At 70.5% G+C, this 18,746-nt stretch carries 16 protein-coding genes; 3 read left to right on the top strand and 13 right to left on the bottom strand.

Features of this window, described 5'->3' with window-relative positions:
- Positions 1–144: 144 nt before the first annotated feature.
- From ACZ60M_RS14105 to ACZ60M_RS14090, 4 genes are all read right to left on the bottom strand, one after another.
- Positions 145–657 (bottom strand): phage antirepressor KilAC domain-containing protein, encoded by a 513-nt coding sequence (locus ACZ60M_RS14105; RefSeq protein WP_465418055.1) that lies wholly within the window; start codon positions 655–657, stop codon positions 145–147.
- Positions 658–768: 111 nt separating this feature from the next.
- Positions 769–1,935: an alpha/beta hydrolase family protein gene (locus tag ACZ60M_RS14100; RefSeq protein ID WP_465418053.1), complete on the bottom strand. Its 1,167-nt coding sequence runs from the start codon at positions 1,933–1,935 to the stop codon at positions 769–771.
- Between the two features lie 103 nt (positions 1,936–2,038).
- Entirely contained in the window at positions 2,039–3,139 is a 1,101-nt protein-coding gene (locus ACZ60M_RS14095; RefSeq protein WP_465418052.1) for a sensor histidine kinase, read from the bottom strand.
- Positions 3,136–3,780 carry a response regulator gene (locus ACZ60M_RS14090; protein WP_465418050.1) on the bottom strand — a complete coding sequence of 215 codons (645 nt, stop codon included), beginning with the start codon at positions 3,778–3,780 and terminating at the stop codon, positions 3,136–3,138. Before ACZ60M_RS14090 ends, ACZ60M_RS14095 begins: the two co-directional genes overlap by 4 nt.
- A gap of 205 nt (positions 3,781–3,985) precedes the next feature.
- On the opposite strand from ACZ60M_RS14090, the gene ACZ60M_RS14085 reads away from it, so the two are divergent.
- Positions 3,986–5,305 carry a DUF418 domain-containing protein gene (locus tag ACZ60M_RS14085; RefSeq protein WP_465418048.1) on the top strand — a complete coding sequence of 440 codons (1,320 nt, stop codon included), beginning with the start codon at positions 3,986–3,988 and terminating at the stop codon, positions 5,303–5,305.
- Positions 5,306–5,369: 64 nt separating this feature from the next.
- On the opposite strand, the gene ACZ60M_RS14080 is transcribed toward ACZ60M_RS14085, so the two are convergent.
- On the bottom strand, positions 5,370–6,254 hold the full coding sequence (locus ACZ60M_RS14080) for a LysR family transcriptional regulator (protein ID WP_465418046.1): 885 nt from the start codon (positions 6,252–6,254) through the stop codon (positions 5,370–5,372).
- A 105-nt stretch (positions 6,255–6,359) separates the two neighbouring features.
- Here ACZ60M_RS14080 and ACZ60M_RS14075 point away from each other — a divergent pair, with 105 nt between their 5' ends.
- Complete coding sequence (locus ACZ60M_RS14075; protein WP_465418044.1) at positions 6,360–6,707, top strand: DoxX family protein; 348 nt, start codon at positions 6,360–6,362, stop codon at positions 6,705–6,707.
- 59 nt (positions 6,708–6,766) lie between these two features.
- Here the strand turns inward: ACZ60M_RS14075 and ACZ60M_RS14070 are convergent, their stop codons facing one another.
- The 5 genes from ACZ60M_RS14070 to glnA all read right to left on the bottom strand — a co-directional run bounded on the left by ACZ60M_RS14070 (position 6,767) and on the right by glnA (position 14,332).
- Complete coding sequence (locus ACZ60M_RS14070) at positions 6,767–8,218, bottom strand: glycosyl hydrolase family 18 protein (protein WP_465418042.1); 1,452 nt, start codon at positions 8,216–8,218, stop codon at positions 6,767–6,769.
- A gap of 335 nt (positions 8,219–8,553) precedes the next feature.
- Positions 8,554–9,510: a magnesium and cobalt transport protein CorA gene (locus tag ACZ60M_RS14065; protein WP_465418041.1), complete on the bottom strand. Its 957-nt coding sequence runs from the start codon at positions 9,508–9,510 to the stop codon at positions 8,554–8,556.
- A 160-nt stretch (positions 9,511–9,670) separates the two neighbouring features.
- Complete coding sequence (locus ACZ60M_RS14060) at positions 9,671–12,286, bottom strand: bifunctional [glutamine synthetase] adenylyltransferase/[glutamine synthetase]-adenylyl-L-tyrosine phosphorylase (protein ID WP_465418039.1); 2,616 nt, start codon at positions 12,284–12,286, stop codon at positions 9,671–9,673.
- Positions 12,279–12,962, bottom strand: a complete 684-nt coding sequence (locus tag ACZ60M_RS14055; RefSeq protein ID WP_465418038.1) for a type 1 glutamine amidotransferase — start codon at positions 12,960–12,962, stop codon at positions 12,279–12,281. The genes ACZ60M_RS14060 and ACZ60M_RS14055 overlap by 8 nt, the downstream gene beginning before the upstream one ends.
- Positions 12,963–12,979: 17 nt before the next feature.
- Positions 12,980–14,332 carry a type I glutamate--ammonia ligase gene (gene glnA, locus ACZ60M_RS14050; RefSeq protein ID WP_465418037.1) on the bottom strand — a complete coding sequence of 451 codons (1,353 nt, stop codon included), beginning with the start codon at positions 14,330–14,332 and terminating at the stop codon, positions 12,980–12,982.
- Between the two features lie 107 nt (positions 14,333–14,439).
- Here glnA and ACZ60M_RS14045 point away from each other — a divergent pair, with 107 nt between their 5' ends.
- Positions 14,440–15,144: an MOSC domain-containing protein gene (locus tag ACZ60M_RS14045; RefSeq protein WP_465418035.1), complete on the top strand. Its 705-nt coding sequence runs from the start codon at positions 14,440–14,442 to the stop codon at positions 15,142–15,144.
- 79 nt (positions 15,145–15,223) lie between these two features.
- Here the strand turns inward: ACZ60M_RS14045 and ACZ60M_RS14040 are convergent, their stop codons facing one another.
- The 3 genes from ACZ60M_RS14040 to ACZ60M_RS14030 form a co-directional block, all read right to left on the bottom strand.
- Entirely contained in the window at positions 15,224–15,910 is a 687-nt protein-coding gene (locus ACZ60M_RS14040) for an HAD family hydrolase (protein ID WP_465418034.1), read from the bottom strand.
- A 61-nt stretch (positions 15,911–15,971) separates the two neighbouring features.
- The gene (panB, locus tag ACZ60M_RS14035; RefSeq protein WP_465418032.1) at positions 15,972–16,844 is read right to left on the bottom strand and encodes a 3-methyl-2-oxobutanoate hydroxymethyltransferase; all 873 of its coding nucleotides are present in this window, start codon (positions 16,842–16,844) and stop codon (positions 15,972–15,974) included.
- A 114-nt stretch (positions 16,845–16,958) separates the two neighbouring features.
- Positions 16,959–18,704 (bottom strand): NAD+ synthase, encoded by a 1,746-nt coding sequence (locus ACZ60M_RS14030; protein ID WP_465418030.1) that lies wholly within the window; start codon positions 18,702–18,704, stop codon positions 16,959–16,961.
- Positions 18,705–18,746: the final 42 nt, after the last annotated feature.

Genomic DNA, 18,746 nt, shown 5'->3' with positions numbered 1-18,746 from the left:
CGGTTTTTGGGGGGGGGGGGGGGGGGGTTTTTTGTGTAGGTGTGGGTGCTCTGTGTGGGGGGGGGGGGGGGGGTGGGGGGGGGGTGGGGGCCTTCCCCCCCCCCCCCCCCCCCCCCCCCCCCCCCCCCCCGGCCCCGCTCGCTCTTACGGGCGGTTGTCGTCGGGGCGGGCGCGGGTGCTGTCGCGCTTGAGCGGCAGGGGCTCCGACGTGCCGAGGCGCTGGCGCAGCTCGGAGAGGCCCTTGAGGGTGATGCGCAGCTGCGGTGCGTCCAGGAGGAGTTCGCCGGTGCGCGGGTGGTGGTGGGACTGCGGGACCTCGGTGAGCCAGCCGGCGTCGACCGCGGACTGGCGGGCGCGCCAGGCGCGGTCGCGGCGCTGCCGGTACGCCCAGCGGAGGTCCTCGAGCGCCCTGAACAGACGGTTCTGGCCGAGGGCGATGGCCGGGTCGCGGGAGAGGATCTTCGCCGCGTCGGCGGCGGAGAACGTGCCGCGCGCGGAGGCGAGGCGGTGCCAGGACTCGGCGGCGGGCGCGAGCGCCTGGACGTGCGATTCGGCCGTGTCGGCGCGGTCGGCCTCTTCAAGGACCATGAGGGCGAGGTCGCGGTTGGTGAGGCCGCTGCGGCGGCGCTCGGTGCGCGGGCTTGGGGTGACGTTCATGCATCCACTCCGTTCGTCGTGCTCTGCAACGACTCTACGGGAGGGGTACGACATTTCCTTCGCTGCGCGAACCCGCGTACGCGCAGCTCAAGAACCGAATTTCAGCGCCGGTCAGAGCCCGGCCAGATAGGACTCCAGGGTCGCGGTGTAGGCCGCCGGGTCCTCGTTCCAGGACGCGGTGTGGCCCGAGGCGGTCTCCATGACGGTGGTCTGCGCGGGGTCGAGCAGGTCGGCGAAGTCGAGCGTCGCGGTGTGATCGACCGTGGCGTCGGCGGTGTCGACGTACAGCAGGACCGGCAGGTCGAACTCGTCGGCGAAGTTGCGCTGGTCGAGGTCCGCGAGGTCGATGTCGGCCCGGAACTCGACGATCCGCTTAGCGGCCCAGGTGATCGGGGCGATCACGTCCCGGTCGGCGGCCTGCATGTCGAGGGTCGAGTTCCAGTCCATGACGGGCGAGTCGAAGACGAGGCCCTTGACGGCGGACGGATCCGCGATGTGACGGTAGGCGGTGGCGACGACCGCGCCGCCCATGGACCAGCCGTGGAGGATCACCTCCTTCGCGCCGTTGGCGAGCGCGTATTCGACCGCGGCGGCCACGTCCTCGCTCTCGTACTCGCCGAGGCTGTGCATCCCGTTGGGGGCCTTGGGGGCGCCTTCGTCGTTGCGGTAGGTGACGGCGAGGACGGAGTAGCCGAGGTCCGCGTAGATCCCGATGCCGCGCAGGGTCTCGGCGGGGGCGGCGTTGCGGCCGTGGACGGTGATGACCCACGTGTCCGCGTTGCCTTGGGCCGCATCGATGCTCGGGACGAACCAGGCGGGCATGCCGCCGAGCTCGGCCGGGACCTCGACGTCCTCGTAGGCGAGGCCGAGACCGGTCTCCGGGTCCTCGCCGAAGGTCCACTTGTCGATCCGGGCCTGGGCGCCGGCGGTGAGCGTGCCGGTGAGCACTTCCTGGACCGCGCGCGTCACCGTCTCGTCGTCGCTGGCGAGGATGTCGCCGAGGACGGCCTGGCCGCCGTCCCACTCGAGCCCCCACGTGCCGGGCCGCTCGGTGGCCTCGGTGAGCGGGAGCGTGACGGTGGCGCCGTCGGCGGCGGCCACGGTCAGCCCGTACGGGTCGTCCTCGTGGGTGACGTTGATGACCTCGCCGGAGAAGTACCAGCCCGCGCCCGCGATACCGGCGAGGGCGAGCACGAGGAGCGCGCTGAGCGTGATGACGACCGGGCGCAGCCAGCGCCGCTTGCGGGCCGGGGCCTCGGTGTCCAGGGGAGTCTTCAAAGCGCGTCCAAGGATCGAGTGGAGGGGTGACGGCTCGATCTTAGTTCGCGCCGTCTCGGGCCGCCTCGCTCGGGAGTGCTACTCCCCCAGGGTGAGGCGGCGGTCAGGCGGGCAGGGTGAGCGTGTTCCGCCAGCCGCCGTCCGAGGTCGCGGACCAGGTCAGGGTGCCGCCGAGGAGCGCGGCGCGCTGGTGGAGGCCGAGGAGGCCGTGCCGGGAGCTCGGCAGCGGCACGACCGGCCGGGTGGGCGCGGTACTGGTGATCGTGACGACGACGCCGCCGCCCTCCTGGACGAGCGCGACCTCCGCGCTGGCGCCCGGGGCGTGCTTGCGCACGTTCGTCAGCGACTCCTGGACGGTGCGGTAGATCGCGCGTTCGGCGGGCGGGCCGAGCTCGGGGTGCGGGCCGATCCGCAGGGTCGCCTCGATGCCGCTGCCCGCCACGAGGTCGGCGAGCTGCGCGAGCGTCGGCTGCGGGGCCAGCTCGGTCGGGCCGGAGCCGCCCGCGCGCAGCACGTTCACCATGTGCCGCAGCTCGTCGAGGGTCCGCACGCTCAACTGCCGGATCGTCCCGGCCGCTTCCTTCGCCTCGGCGTCGCCGGTGCTCACCTGGAGCGCCCCGGCCCGGACCGCGATCAGGCTGACCTGGTGGGACACGACGTCGTGCATCTCGCGGGCGAGCTGCGAGCGCTCCTCGGCGAGGACCTTCTGCGTCGCCATCAGCTGCTCGTGCTCGCGCGCCTCGGTGATCTCCTCCAGGCGCGCCGAGAGCTCCCGGCGGGCCTGCACGAACTGGCCGAGGAACGCCGCCGCGGCGGCCGGGGCCAGCGCGTACGCGATGTACGCGAGCCACCAGGAGTCGATCACGATCTCGCCGAAACCTTCGACCGGCCAGATCATGCAGGTCGCCAGGACCAGGGTGCACACCGCGACGAGCCATTTGCGGTGCGAGACGACCGCGAACGTGAACAGTGCGATGAGGGCCGCCGCGGACTGGCCGATCAGCCACGCGCCCGGCAGCGTCAGGACGAACACGGCGAGCGGAAAGCGCCTGCGCGCGAACAGCGCCAGGACGCCCAGCCCGGTCAGGACCGTCTGCCAGGTGAGCTCGGGCCACCAGTACGTGTACCAGAGGTCGGCGGCGGCGACCGCGACGATCGCGGTGTCCGTCATCCACGGCCGCCACCGGCGGCGCAGCGCGTTCACCGGCGCTCCCGCAGGAGCCCGGCGCGTTCGGCCGCGAGCGCGGCCTGGACGCGCCCGGAGACCTCGAGCTTGGTGAGGATCGCGCTCACGTGGTCCTTGACGGTGCCCACGCCGAGGTAGAGCCGGGCGGCGATGTCGCCGTTGGAGAGGCCGTCGGCGAGGAGGACCAGGATCTCGCGCTCGCGGGCGCTCAACCGGTCGACGAAGCCGCCTTCAGGGGTGCGCCCGGCGAGGTAGCCGTCGACGACGGTGGAGGTGACTTTCGGGGAGAGGACGACGCCGTCGGCCGCGAGCGTGCGCACCTGCAGCGCCAGGTGCTCGGGGTCGGTGTCCTTGAGGAGGAACCCGGCCGCGCCCATGCGCAGCGCGGCGGCCACGTACTCGTCGGTGTCGAACGTGGTGAGCATCGCGACGATCGGCGGCCTGGGCAGGGCGCGGAGGCGTTCGAGCACGGTGAGGCCGTCCACGTCGGGCATGCGGATGTCGAGCAGCACGATGTCCGGGTGGACCCGCCCGACCTCGGCGACCGCCTGGCGGCCCGAGACCGCGCCCACCACCTCGATGTCACCGGCGGCGTTCAGGATGTGCTGGAAGCCGGTGCGGATGAGGGCCTCGTCGTCGACAACCAGTACCCGGATCATTGATGAGGCCTCCTCGAATGCTCTGAGACGATTGGTAGCACGTTCCCGCCACTTCCCGCCCCTTTCCGGGAGGGAGGTGCGGGCAAGACCCGCCGATCGGCGGGTGCATTCCGGCCGGGCGGGGGAACCGTTGCTCCCCGCCAGCGGGCCGGGAACCGCGCATCGCCGGATGGGAACGGCCCTATTACGGCCGCACGCTGGCCCGATGACGAACATCATCGACTTCAAGCCGCGCGCTATCGCGGCCGCCCCGGAGGACCCGCCGCCCGCCCGCGACGCCTCCCTCGGCCGCATCGTCGGCCTCGACGCCGCCCGCGCCCTCGCCGTCTTCGGCATGTACTACTCGCACGTCGGGCCGTGGGCCGACGAGGCGGGCACGTGGAAGAGCTTCCTCATGGACATCCCCCACGGGCGGTCCTCGGCGCTGTTCGCGACCCTCGCCGGGCTCTCGCTCGTCCTCATCGCGGGCGGCTCCCGCCCGAAGACCGGCCGGCCGATGCGGCAGGCGGTCGTGCGGATCGCCATCCGCTCGGTGCTGCTGCTCGCGCTCGGCTCGTGGCTGGTCGCGATGGGCACCTCGATCGTGGTGATCCTCGCGTACTACGGCCTGTTCTTCCTGCTCGCGCTGCCGTTCATCAAACTGCGGGCGCGCACGCTCGCGATCCTCGCCGTCGTCTTCGGCATCGGCGGGCCGATCCTCATCCAGTGGATGTGGAGCGTGGACACCTCGTGGACGGAGGCGTTCAACGCGAAGGACCCGCTCGCGATGTGGAGCGGCGAAGGCGTCCTGACGCTGCTGATCAGCGGCACCTACCCGGGCATCGCGTGGATGGCGTACATGTTCGCGGGCATGGCGATCGGCAAGCTCGACCTGACGAAGCTCGCGGTGCAGGTGCGGCTCCTCATCATCGGCCCGGCGCTGGCGCTCCTCGGGTACGGCGGCGCGTGGCTCATCGGGAAGCTCCTGCCGACGCCGGACACGTCGGCGGCGGACGCGAGCTGGGAGGCCTTCGACCAGGCCTGGTCGAAGGCCTTGGAAGGCAAGGACTCCGCGAACTGGACCGACGAGCAGTGGAAGGCCTTCGACGCCGAGCACGCCTCGCTCTACGACCTCATGCCCGACGGCAAGGACATGACCGGCGGCTTCGACTGGACGACCCTGGTCGCCGCGAGCCCGCACTCGAACATGCCGTTCGAGCTCGCCGGGAACATCGGCGTCGCGTTCACCGTCATCGCCGGGCTCGTGTTCCTGCTGGGCCGCTTCGCGAAGCTCCGGTTCTGGCTCGCGCCCCTGATCGCGGTCGGCTCGATGTCGCTGACGGCGTACGTCGCGCACATCGCGGCCGTCTGGTACCTCATCGACCACCCGGTGAACGAAGTCGGCTACGAGACCGGCTGGCGCATGTGGGCGGTGTTCGTCGTCGTCATGCTGGCCTTCGCGCTCCTGTGGAAGCGGTTCTTCAAACGCGGCCCGCTCGAATACCTCATGCACTGGGCGACCCTCCCCGCCAAGCTCGTCAAGTAACCCCCGCAAGCCGGGAACCGCGGACCGACCCTTGTCTGGGGGCCAGGCCGGTCCGCGGTTCCCTCTACGCTTCCCTCGCGGCAGCAATGAAATCGGCCAGCGCCGGGGTCAGGGGCGCCTTCTTCGGCCAGGCGAGGGCGACGGTGCTCGGGGCGATGCCCTCGACGTCGCGGTAGGCGATGTCGGGGCGGGCGTAGTAGCGGGCGGCCGAGGCCGGGGCGAGGGCGATGCCGTCGCCGTTGGCGATCGCGGTGAGCCAGTCGTCCGGGTGCTCGGTCACCGCGCCCACCCGCACCGGGCGGCCGCCCCGAAGTTCGGCGCCGACCCAGTGGTCCCGGAACGCGCCGGTCGCCGCCGGGGCCGCGATGAACGGCTCGTCCAGCAAGTCGGTGAACTCGAGCGTCTCCCGCTGCGCCAGTGGATGGTTCGCGGCCATCGCGATGCAGCGCGGCTCGGTCAGCAGTTCCAGAAGGAGGTAGTACTCCTGATTCGGAAACGGCAGCCGCATGAACGAGGCCTCGACCTCGCCGGAGACCAGCGCCTCGACCGGTGCGCCCCAGCTCGCCTGGCGCAGTTCGACGCGCCAGTCGGGGCGGCGTTCGCGGAACGCCGCGATGATCTGCTGGGTCTTCTCGTTGGCGGCGCTGGCGAGGAAGCCGATTCTGAGCACTTTGGACGATTCGGCTTCGGCGGCGCGGACGGCGCGTTCGGCCCGGTCCCAGGCGTCGAGGACCGCGCCGGTCGATGCGGCCAGCGCCGCACCGGGCCCGGTGAGGGTCATGCCCGCTTTCGAGCGCTCGAAGAGGACGGCGCCGAGCCGGTCCTCGAGCTGGCGGATCTGCTTGGTGAGCGCGGGCTGCGAGAGGTAGAGGCGGGCGGCGGCCCTGGTGAGGTTGCCTTCCTCGGCGACGGCCTGGAAGTAGCGGAGAAGCCTCGTGTCCACATCCATAACCGCAGGTTATCGATGCATGTATTGGACGGGGCCCGCGGGGCGTCGGAGACTGGAGCCGATCCGGCGGAACGGCCGCCGGGCGCTTTCGGAAAGCCGGGCATCATGGTCGTCGCGTTCGTCGCCGTCACGCTGGTCACCATCGCCGCCAACGCGATCGAATCGGTCGCGAACTTCATGAGGGCCGAGTGGGTGAAGCAGAACTCGCACGCGGTCGGCGTCCCGGACTCGTGGCTGCCGTTCCTTGGAGTCGTGAAGGGCGCGGCGGCGCTTGGCCTCGCGGCCGGGTTCTTCTGGCGGCCGCTTGGCGTGGCCGCCGCGGTCGGGCTGGTGGTGTTCTTCGTGCTCGCGCTGGTGCTCCACGTGCGCGAGCGGGTCTTCCACAACATCGCCGGGCCGATCCTGTTCCTGGCCCTGAGCATCGGGACGCTGTGGCTCATGCTCGCCGCATGAAAACGGTCGGCGGGACCCGGGGAGGTCCCGCCGACCTTGGGGTGGGTCAGCAGATTGCGTTAGCCGATGCCGGCGGCGATGGCGCTGACGAGGTCGCCGTCGCTGGTGTCGCCGGAGAGCTCCCAGGCGAAGGCGCCGCCGAGGCCCTGGCTGTTGGCCCAGGCCGTCTTCGTCGCGATCGTGGCCGGGGTGTCGTAGCTCCACCATTCGCCGTTGCAGTAGGCGTAAGCGGTGCCCGCGACGGTTCCCGTTGCGGGGCATTCGTTCACGAGGACCTTGTAGTCCTCGATCCCGGCTTCGTAGGTGCCCGGTGCCGCGCCTGTCGCCGATCCCCCTGGCGTCGATTGGGTGACGCCGGTCCAGCCTCTGCCGTAGTAGCCGAAGCCGAGTAGGAGTTTCGAAGACGGAATGCCGAGCGATTTGAGCTTCGCGATGGCGGTGGCCCCGTCGAAGCCCGCGATCGGCTGGCCGCTGTAACTGTTGAGCGGCGCGTTCGGGGCGGTCGGTCCGTCGGCGTCCCAGGCACCGAAGTAGTCGTAGGTCATGACCATGTAGAAGTCGACGTACTGGGCGGCCGAGGCGTACCCGCCGAGGTCGATCTTGCCGCCAGAGGTGCCGTCGCCGGTGATCGCGGAGGTGACCAGCTCGCTCCCGAACTTGGCGCGCAGGGCGCTCATGAGGTTCGGGTATGCGCTCGTGCCGCTGGTGTCGCAGGTCAGGCCGCAGGCGTTCGGGTACTCCCAGTCGATGTCGATGCCGTCGAAGACGCCGTTCCAGCGGGAGTCGTGCAGCAGGTTGTAGCAGGACTCGGCGAAGGCCGCCGGGTTCTGCGCGGCCTGGCCGAAGCCGCCGGAGTAGGTCCAGCCGCCGAAGGACCAGAGGATCTGGAGGTCCGGGTACATCTCCTTGAGCTTCTTGAGCTGGTTGAAGTTGCCGCGGAGGGGCTGGTCCCAGGTGTCGGCGACGCCGTCGACCGACTGGTCAGCCGTGTAGGCCTTGTCGATCGCCGCGTACGAGTCGTCCATCGTGCACTGGCCGTTCTTGACGTTGCCGAACGCGTACACGATGTGGGTGAGGTCCTCGGCCGAGCCGGAGGAGACGATGTTCTTGACGTGGTAGTTGCGTCCGTAGACGCCCCACTCGGTGAAGTAGGCCGCGTTGATCTTGCCGCCGCTGCCGGGGTCGCCGGTCGGGGTCTCGGTGGGTTCGTCAGTGGGTGTCGCGGTCGCGGTCGCGGAGGCGGTGGCCGTCGGAGTGGAGTCACCGCCGCAGGCGCCCTTGGACTCCCAGACGCCCCACTCGCCGGTGGTGCCGGGGGTCTCGCCCTGGGTCCACCACTTGGCGCGGTACTCCGTGCCGTTGTAGCTGGCGGTGTCGTTGGCGACGTAGACCTGCGTGGACGACCAGGCCGCGGAGCAGGCGGTCGCCGCGGAGGCCGTGAAGGGGTTGGCGACGGTGTAGATCGCGCCTGCGGTCACCATGGCCAAGGCCGCGGTGAGCGCTGCGATCATCCGTCTTGTTCTCAGTCGTCTCAATGTTCCTCCCAAAAGTAAAGAGACTTAACTGTTAGTTCTCTTTATTTTTACGGGAACGCGGATCGAAGTCAAGACATTCGGCATCGAAAAATTTCAATAGCCGGGAAGGTCTGAAATGGGAGCGTTCTTTTGCAACACAGAGCGACCACTGCCTCCACACTTTCGTCTTGCGCGGCACCGCTACAGTGGTTTGCGAAGGCAGGCAGGGCCAAGAGGGGCGGCACCTCCACGCCGGCGCTCGCGAGTCGAGTGCGGACGCGGGGGCACCGCCCCTCGCTCGTCCTCTTTGTTGCGAATGGGTTTACGGCGCTTTACAACCAGCCGTTTCTCCGGAAGCCCCGGTACAGCATGAAGCAGACGGCGGCCATCAGCAGCAGCGCGAGCGGATAGCCTACGGCCCAGTGCAACTCGGGCATGTTGTCGAAGTTCATGCCGTAGATCCCGGCGACGATCGTGGGCGCGATGGCGATAGCGGCCCAGGCGGAGATCTTCTTCGTGTCCTCGTTCTGCCACGTGCCGATCTGGCCCTGATGGGCGGTGAGCACGGTCGTCAGCAGGCTCATGCACGTCTCGATCGCGGCGTCCACGCGCAGCAGGTGCCCGGCGACCGCGCCGAACCCGGGGTGGCGCAGGACTTCGTTGTGCCCCTGCTTCAGCATGCGCGCGAAGGGAACGAGCGGGCGCACGGCGTTCTGGAACTCGAGGGTCTCGCGGATGAGGAAGTAGATGTCCTGGTTGCGGTCGACCCGCTCGCCCGAGAAGATCGTGCGCTCGAGGTCGCTCACGTCGTCGGCGAGGTCCTCGATCGCGCCGTCGTACTGCTCGACGACCGCGTCGAAGAGCGCGTGCACGACGCCCGGCAGGCCCTCGGCGCGGAACCCGGGTTCGGCGCCGAGGCGGTGGCGAACGGCGGGAACGGGATCGACGAGCCCATGGCGGACGGTCACCAGCGCGCGGCCGTCGGTGTAGAAGGTGAGGTCGCCGGTCTCGACCTGCTGGGTCGCCTCGATGTACCAGACGGTCTTGACGAGGACGAGGACCGCGCCGTCGACGGTCTCGACCTTCGGGCGGCGGTGCGTGATCGACACTGGTGCGGTCGCGAAGCGGTCGAGGCCCAAGGCCTCCAAGGCCTCCCCGAGGACCGCGGGCTCCGGCGCGTCGAGCTCGACCCACACGAACTCGGATTCGGCTGCGGCCACACGCAGATCGGCGGCGCCCCCGCGCCGGCCCTCGGCCCCGCCGGGACCGACCACGGTGTAATCGATCATCCGCACCCCCGAATTCCGGCCCCCAGCGTATAGCCGTCCACAAGCCCCCACCCACCACTGGAGGGGAAAATACAGTCCGCGGCGATCATGGCCCGCCCCACCGACAGAAACGCCCGCCGAACAGGCCGCAGCGGCCGGAATTCATCCGATCGAGTGAATGTCAGGTCTCGTAGACGATGCGTTGCGCCGCGTCGTGGGCGCGGCGCGTGAGCCTGCGGTAGTGGTTGAGGAACTGCTCGGTGTCCTCGCCGAAACCGAGGGTCTGCGCGAGCCCCGCCAGCTCCGGGCCCGAGCGCGGCAGGTCGTCGCGCGGGACGCCGCGCGCGAGCGTCATGTCGTTGCGCACGCGCGACACGAACTCCCACGCCTCCCGCAGCGCCGCGAAGTCCTCGCCGCTCAGATACCCGGCCGCCGCGGCGGCCTCCAGCGCGGGCACCGTGCGGGTCGTGTGCAGGGCGGCGTCGCCGCCGTGCTCGAGCTGCAGCAGCTGCGCGGTCCACTCGATGTCGACCAGTCCCCCGCGCCCGAGCTTGGTGTGGCCGTTGGGGTCCGTGCCGCGCGGCAGCCGCTCGGAATCGACCCGGGCCTTGACGCGCCGGAACTCGATCCGCTCGGCCTCGCTCAGCCCGCCGGGCCGGTACCGCACCTGGTCGGCGAACGCGGTCCAGGCCTCGCACAGCTCCGCGTCCCCGGCCACCGGCCGCGCCCGCAGCAGCGCCTGGCGCTCCCACAGCCGCGCCCGGTCGGCGTAATAGCGCTGGTACGCAGCGAAACTCGGTGCGATCAGGCCGCCCTTGCCCTCGGGCCGCAGGTCGAGGTCGACCTGCAGCGGCGGGTCGGCGGTCGGGGCCGCCAGGAGCGTGCGCACCGACTCGACGATCTTCGTGGCGGCCTTGCGCCCCGCGTCGCCGACTCCCGTGTGGACGAACACGACGTCGGCGTCGGAGCCGAACCCGGTCTCGCGGCCTCCCAAGCGGCCCATGCCGATCACGGCGATCGGCGGCGCGTCCGGGACGTCGCGCGAAGCGATGTGGAGGGCCGATTCGAGCACCGCGTCGGTGAGGTCGGAGAGCGCGAGGCCCACGGCCTGGTCGTCGAGGAGCCCGAGCAGGTCGGCGGCGGCGATGCGGATGAGCTCGCGGCGGCGGATCGCGCGCACCGCGCCGATCGCGGCGGCGGGCTCGGCGTGCCGCGAGGCGGCCTGGCTCATGCCCATCGAGAGCTCCGCGCGCGAGCGCGGCGTCAGGTCGGCGTTGTCCGAGAGGTACCGGAGCGATTGCGGCACATGGAGCAGCAGCGAGGTGAAGTAGCGGGACGTGCCGAGGAGCCGGGCGAGGCGCACCGCCGCAGGGCCGCCGTCGCGCAGCAGCCGCAGGTACCAGGGCGTCGAGCCGAGCTTGTCGGAGACCTGCCGGTACGCGAGCAGCCCGCGGTCGGGCTCGGGCGAGTCGGCGAGCTCGTGGAGCACGACCGGCAGCAGCGCCCGCTGCACTGTGGCCGTTCGGGAGACGCCCGAAGTGAGCTTCTTGATGTGGGTCAGCGCGCTCGCGGGGTCGGCGAAGCCGAGCACGGCCAGGCGCGAGGCGGCCTCGGACTCGGTCATGCGCAGCTCGTGCGTGGGCACGCGCGTGACGGCGTCGAGCAGCGGCTTGTACAGCAGTTTCTCGTGCAGGCGGCGCGCGGTGGTCGCGTGCGCGCGCCAGGCGCCGAGGAACGCCTCGTCGGTCTTGTACCCGAGCGTGCGGGCGAGGTGGTGGAGCGGTTCGCCGCCTTCGGGAACGCGGTGGGTGCGCAGGAGCCGCTGGAGCTGCAGGCGGTGCTCGACGGTGCGCAGGAAGATGTACGTGTCGGCGAGCTCGTCGCCGTCGCGGCGGGACAGGAAGCCCGCGGCCACAAGGACTTCCAGGGCCTCCAGTGTGGACCGCACTCGCAAGCTGGCGTCACCGCGACCGTGGACCAGCTGCAGCAGCTGCACCGCGAACTCGATGTCCCGCAAGCCGCCCGGGCCGAGTTTGATCTCGAAGCGGCGCTCGGCGCGCGGCACCGACTCGGCGACTTTGCGGCGCATGTCGCGGATGTCGGCGACGACGCCGGGCCGGTCGGCCGCGCCCCAGATGAACGGCTGCACGGCCGCGAGCCAGTCGAGCCCGAGCTGCAGGTCCCCGGCGGCGGGCCGGGCCTTCAAGAGCGCCTGGAACTCCCAGGTCCGGGCCCAGTCCTTGAGGTAGGCGAGGTACGAGTCGACCGAGCGCACGAGCGCGCCGTGGCGGCCCTCGGGCCGCAGGCCCGCGTCGACGGGCCACGTCGCGGGCCCGACGATCTGTATCATGCGGGCGGCCTGGCGGGTGGCGAGGTCGAGGTCGCCTTCGGCGACGAACACGACGTCCACGTCGGAGACGTAGTTCAGCTCTTCGGCGCCGGTCTTGCCCATGGCGACCACGGCGAGCCGGGTGTCGCCGGGGATCTCCGCCCGCGCCAGTTCCAGGCCCCGGGCGAGCACCGCATCAGCCAAGCGGGACAGCGCAGCGGCTGTGGCGCGCAGGTCCATGCCGCCGGTGAGGTCGCGCGCGGCGATCCGCAGCAGGTTGGCCTTCCACGCGGCGTTGAGCTCGAACGCGCCCGCGGCGCGCAGGCGCGCGAGACCGGCGTCCTCGTCCTCGGTGAGCGCGGCCTCGGTCTCGGGGCGGGCGCGCATGAAGTCGGCCAGCGCGTTGCTCGCTTCGACGACGGCCTGGCGGGCCTCGTCGGTTCCGGTGCTCTTCTCGGGCTCAGGCATCGAGGACCGGCAGCGCCTTCCGCTCGCCCGCGGCGACGCGCGCGAACCGCTGGATGATCGGCGTCCAGGTGAAGACGATGTGCTCGTCGACCTCGGCGGCCTTGGCGAGCGCGGCGTCGTCGAAGGCCCCGAACCCGGCGAGTTGCTCGGGCGTGAACTCGAAGTGGGACTGGACGCCCCAGGCGGTGTCGCGGATGCGGAAGATCTCCAGGGCCCCTTGCGGGGAGGCCGCGAGCAGGGTGGCTTCCTCTGGGAGTTCGACGAGTTCCTGGCGGCGCCAGCGGATCACGTCGATCGTCATGGGCGCGGGGCCGAAGATGAGGTCGCGTCCGGCGGCGTCGCGTTTGGCGAGCATCCGGGGCCCGAAGGGCTCGTCGCGGTCCTCGACGACGCCGCCGAAGGCCTTGGCGAGCATCCGCGCGGAGGAGCAGATCGCGAGCACGGGGGTGGAGTCGGCGACGGCGGTCTCCATGAGCCCGGTGAGGTCGTCGCTCCAGTCCTTGCCGCGCCCGCCCCCGAGGGCGATGAGGGCGTCGTGCCCTCCGGCGGAGTTCGGTACGGCCTCACCGAGGTGGGGCCGTACCGTGTCGAGTTCCATTCCGGCGTCGGAGAGCCATACGGCGGCCCGTCCGAGCCCTTGCGCGGGGTCGTTCTCAATGACGAGAGCAGTGGTCACTCCCCCATGCTAATCCGTCAGAGGTTGATGTACCGCTTGCGTTCGAGAGGCGTCACGAAGGTGCGGTAGTCCTCCCATTCCTGGCGCTTGTTCTTCAGGAAGTAGTCGAAGACGTGCTCGCCGAGGACCTCGGCGACGAGGTCGGAGGACTCCATCTTGTCGAGCGCTTCGGAGAGGTTCGCCGGGAGCGGCTGGTAGCCGGCGGCGACGCGTTCCTTGTTGGTGAGCGCCGAGACGTCGTCCTCGGTGCCCGGGGGCAGCTCGTAGCCTTCTTCGATGCCCTTGAGGCCGGCGCCGAGGAGCACGGCGTAGGCGAGGTACGGGTTGGTCGCGGAGTCGAGCGAGCGGATCTCGACGCGGGCCGAGTTCGGCTTGCCGTAGGCCGGGACGCGCACGAGCGCGGAGCGGTTGGCCTTGCCCCAGGAGACGTACGAGGGCGCCTCGGAGATCTGGCCGGGCTGCGGGCTGGTGAACAGGCGCTTGTAGGAGTTGACCCACTGGTTGGTGACCGCGGTGAACTCGGGCGCGTGGCGCAGGAGCCCGGCGATGAAGGCCTTGGCGGTCTTGGAGAGCCGCTGCTCGTCGGCCGGGTCGTGGAAGGCGTTGTCCTCGCCTTCGAAGAGCGAGAGGTGGCTGTGCATGCCAGAGCCGGGCTGCGTGTTGTACGGCTTGGGCATGAAGGAGGCGGTGACGCCGGAGGTCAGCGCGATCTCCTTGATGGTGTGCCGGAACGTCATGATGTTGTCGGCGGTGGTGAGCGCGTCGGCGTAGCGGAGGTCGATCTCCTGCTGGCCGGGGGCGACCTCGTGGTGGGAGAACTCGACGGAGATGCCGATGCGCTCGAGGGCGAGGATCGCCTGGCGGCGGAAGTCGCGGGCCACGGAGTGCGTGGTGTGGTCGAAGTAGCCGCCGTCGTCCACGGGCTCGGGCTTGGCGCCGGTCTCCGGGAAGATGTCCTTGAACAGGAAGAACTCGATCTCGGGGTGCACGTAGAACGTGAACCCGCGGTCGGCGGCCTTGGAGAGGGCGCGGCGCAGCACGTGGCGCGGGTCGGCCCAGGAGGGCGCGCCTTCGGGGGTGAGGATGTCGCAGAACATGCGGGCGGACTCGCCGATGCCGCGGCCCTCGAACGGGAAGACCTGGAACGTGGTCGGGTCGGGCATGGCGACCATGTCCGACTCGTAGACGCGCGCGAAGCCCTCGATGGCGGAGCCGTCGAAGCCGATGCCCTCGTCGAATGCGGACTCGAGCTCGGCGGGGGCGACGCTCACGGACTTGAGCGTGCCGAGGACGTCCGTGAACCAGAGCCGCACGAAGCGGATGTCGCGTTCTTCGAGCGTGCGAAGCACGAACTCCTTCTGGCGTTCCATGGTGTGTCCTCCTAGGTCCTGGGGCCGCAATTGTCTCACCTGTTTATGTCACTGACGTTAACCCAGGCAGATGGACGTTAAAACGTGAGATAGGTACCTTGGTGAGCATGTTCGCAGGCGATATCAAAGAGTTGTGGCGGTACCCGGTGAAGGGGCTGCGGGGCGAGTCCCTGCGCTCCGCGGTGGTGGATTTCGACGGGCTGGCCGGTGACCGGCTGTTCGGGCTGTTCGAGCCGGGGACGGACGATGCCGTGTGGGGTGGGAGCCATCCCAAGATGATGGGCTGGGAGGCGGCGTGGCCGGCGCAGTGCGGCTGCGCGGACGCGGTGTCGGGCGAGCCGGTGCTGTACGAGCCGGGCGGGGCGGCGTGGGGCGCGGCCGAGGCCGGGGTCGAGGCGCGCCTGGCCGAGACGATCGACGCGAAGAAGGGCGTCGAGGTCCGCAAGGTCAAGCGCGACTACGGGCGCATCCTGGTGATCTTCGAGGCCAGCGTGCGCAAGCTGAGCGAGCAGATGGGCCGCGAGATCGAGGCCTCGCGGTTCCGCGCGAACGTGGTCGTGGACGCCGACCTGGCGCCGTACGCGGAGTACGAACTCGAACCCGGGTCGAAGATCCGCTTGGGCGACAACGAGTTCACGCTGCAGAAGCCGTGCGAGCGGTGCGTGCTCCCCAGCTGGGAGCCCAGCGGCGCGAACCAGCGCGACATGGAGCTGCACAAGTTCATCATCAAGGAGCTCGACAACCACTTCGGGCTCTACCTGCGGGTCAGCGACCCGGTGACGATCAAGGTGGGCGACCCGGTCAACGGCTAGATAAGAGGACGCCCTGAGCCGGGGATCGGTCGGCTCAGGGCGCATCCCCAGCATAAGGCGTGGGTGCGACAAGCTGGGTTCACGCGGTTCGTTCAGTCACCCAGCGGTGGATGAACGGGTACAGCTCCTCAAGGGAGGCAGCGGAGGCCGTGGCGCGCGGCCAGGGCCGCCCGTAGTGGTCGATGTACGCGGTCGCGCAGCCGCGGTCGGCGGCGGGCGCGAGGTCGTTGCGGGGGATGTCGCCGATGCTCAGCAGGGCCTCGGCGGGGCGCTCCTCGAGCAGCTCGTCGATGATCGCGTCCATGCTCTCGGGCTTGCCCGCGTCGCCGATCACGTGGTCGAAGAGGCCGTCGAGCTCCAGGCGCTCCAGCGCGGGTTCGAGCCCGGCCGCGGGGGCGTTCGTCACCAGCGCCACTTCGATGCCGCGCGGCAGACTCCAGATGAACTCCTGGAAGCCCTTCGGGGCCCAGATGTCGAACCGGCCCTCGGCCATCAGCCTGCGCGTCTCGACGTACGCGTCGTGGCGGACCGCCTCGTCGATGCCGAACTCGCCCGCGAGGCGGCGCACCGCGTTGTCGGCGTCGTAGGCGTCGAAAGTGGAGGCGGTCGTGGGCTTGCCCGCGACGAACGCGGCGTGCGCGGTCAGGAAGGCGCGCTCGTCCTCGGCGTCGAGACGGGAGGCCACGAGGCGGGCGTAATGGGTCGCGTGCTCGGAGCCGAGCCGCACGGTGCCGTCGTAGTCGAACAGCAGGATCGCGTCGTTCACGTACTGAGACGCTACGCGAAAGGCCGCCCCGCCCACAGGGCAAGGCGACCAGTCTCACGGGTTATTCGAAGCTGTGGGCCTTCGTGGGGAACTCCCCGGCCCGCACCTCATCCGCGAAGGCCTTCGCGGCGTCCTGGAGGACGTCGGCGACCTCGGCGTAGCGCTTGACGAACCGCTGCGGGCGGCCGCGGCGCATCCCGGCCATGTCCTGCCAGACGAGGACCTGCGCGTCCGTGTCCGGCCCGGCGCCGATGCCCACAGTGGGTATGGGCAGCTGTTTTGTGATCTCGGCCGCGACGGACGCGGTGACCATCTCCAGGACCACGGCGAACGCCCCGGCCTCGGCTACGGCGTGCGCGTCGGCCTCGACCTCGGCGGCCTGGGCGTCGCGGCCCTGGACGCGGTAGCCGCCGACGGCGTGCTCGCTCTGGGGCGTGAACCCGATGTGGCCCATCACGGGGATGCCCGCGTTGACGAGGGCCCGGATCTGCTCGGCCATGCGGCGGCCGCCTTCGAGCTTGACCGCGTGCGCCCCGGCCTTCATGAACCGGACCGCGGTCTCCAGGGCCTGCGCGGGACCGGCCTCATAGGACCCGAACGGCATGTCGGCGACGACGAGCGCGCGCTCGGTCGAGCGGGCCACGGCCGCGACCAGCGGCACGAGCTCGTCGACCGAGACCTGCAGGGTCGTCTCGTAGCCGTAGACGTTGTTCGCGGCCGAGTCGCCGATGAGCAGCGCCGGGATGCCGGCCTCGTCGAACAGCGCGGCCGTGTACATGTCGTAGGAGGTCAGCATGGCCCACTTCTCACCGCGCTCTTTGGCTTCGATGAGGTGGCGGGTGCGGACGCGCTTGACGTTCTTGCCCGGCCCGTACAGGCTCGGGATCTCGTCGGCGCGCTGCTCGCTGGGGGAAGAAATCGATGAGGACGTCATCGTCGGTACTCCAGAATCTCCTCGTGGCCGGCCTCGCCGGTCCCCGGGTAATACTGATCCAAACTAACGCTCATCGATGTCCGTGTCACCCGGCGAACCGCTTGCTGTGACAAATCACCCGCTCAGTTTGCCCCTGAAGTGGTTGGTGATCGGCAGGCGCCGGTCGCGGCCGAACGACTTCACGGTGATCTTCGTGCCCGGAGCGGACTGGCGGCGCTTGTACTCGGCGCGGTCCACGAGCCCGGCGATGCGCTCGACGACCTCGGCCGGGTAGCCCTGCTCGACCAGGTCCTCGCGCCCGGCGTCGCCGTCGACGTACCCGACGAGGATGCCGTCGAGCACCGCGTAGTCCGGCAGCGAGTCCGAGTCGAGCTGGTCGGGGCGCAGCTCCGCGCTCGGCGGCTTCAAGATGATGTTCTCCGGGATCGGCTCGGTCTCGCCCAGGCTCCGGGCCTTCTCGTTGCGCCAGTTCGCGAGCTCGTAGACGAGCGTCTTCAGCACGTCCTTGATCGGCGCGAACCCGCCGCACGAGTCGCCGTACAGCGTCGAGTAGCCCACGGCGTACTCGCTCTTGTTCCCGGCCGCGAGCACCAGGTGCCCGTGCTGGTTCGACAGGGACATCCAGATGACGCCGCGCACGCGGGCCTGCAGGTTCTCCAGCGCCAGCCCCGAGACGGCGATCTCGGCGAGGTACGCGTCGACGATCGGCTGGATCGGCTCCACCACGTGGTGCAGGCCGCAGCGCTCGGCGAGGTCGGCCGCGTCGTCGAGCGAGTGCTGCGAGGAGTACTGGCTCGGGTTCGCCACGGTGTAGACGCGGTCGCCGCCGAGCGCGTCGCGGGCGAGGACGGCGACGACCGCCGAGTCGATACCGCCCGAGAGGCCGAGGAGCACCGACGGGAAGCCGTTCTTGTTCACGTAGTCGGCCAGGCCGAGGCGCAGCGCCGACCAGACCTCCTCCAGGCGGTCGAGGTCGGGCGCGAACGACGGCTCGATGCGCCGCTCCACGGCCGCGGGCTCCTCGGAGAGGACGTGCAGCGAAGCGCTCATCAGCGTCGCGGAGTGGTTCGCGATGTCGTTGCCGGCCGCCGGGCACTCGACGTCGGTGATCAGGAGCTCCGAGGCGAAGCGGTGGGCGCTGGCGAGGATCTTGCCGCTCGGGTCGGCGATGAAGCTGCCGCCGTCGAAGACGATCTCGTCCTGGCCGCCGACCACGTTGAGGTAGGCGACCGGGGCGCCGACCTGGGCCGCGCGCTCGCGCGCGAGGGCGATGCGCCGCTCGTGCTTGCCCTGCTCGTATGGGGAGGCGTTGATGTTGACGACGAACCCGGCGCCCGCCTCGGCCGCCGCCGTGAACGGCACGCCCTCGTCCCACATGTCGTGGCAGATGGTGAACGCGACGTCGACGCCGCCGATGCGCGCGAGGTGCAGTTCGTGGCCCTCGACGAAGTAGCGGTCCTCGTCGAAGACCCCGTAGTTAGGAAGTTGACGCTTGTAGTAGCGAAACAGGACCTTGCCGTCCTGGATCAGCGCCATCGCATTGCGGATACCGTGTCCGCTGGTCGAGCCCATGGGGCCGTCGGCGTCCAGGAATCCGACGGCGACGGGGAGCATTCCGTTCCCGTCCGCCTTGATTTCTTCGGCGAGCACGGCGAGGCGGTCGCGGCTCGCCTCCACGAAGGAGTGGCGCAGCGCGAGGTCCTCGACCGGGTAGCCGGTGAGGGACTGCTCGCCGGTCGCGAGCAGGTGCGCCCCGGCGGCCGTGGCGGCGGAGGCGGCCCGGCGGATGAGGTCGGCGTTGTGGTCGAGGTCGCCCACGATGGGGTTGTCCTGGGCGAGTGCGATTCGGAGCGTCGGCATGAGCCTATTCTTCCGCGCCCGCACGGCCTCCGTCACCGGAGT

Source organism: Glycomyces sp. NPDC050141, assembly GCF_055586545.1.
Note: the sequence above shows the minus strand (reverse complement) of the source record. Positions and strands in the feature narration are given on the sequence as shown.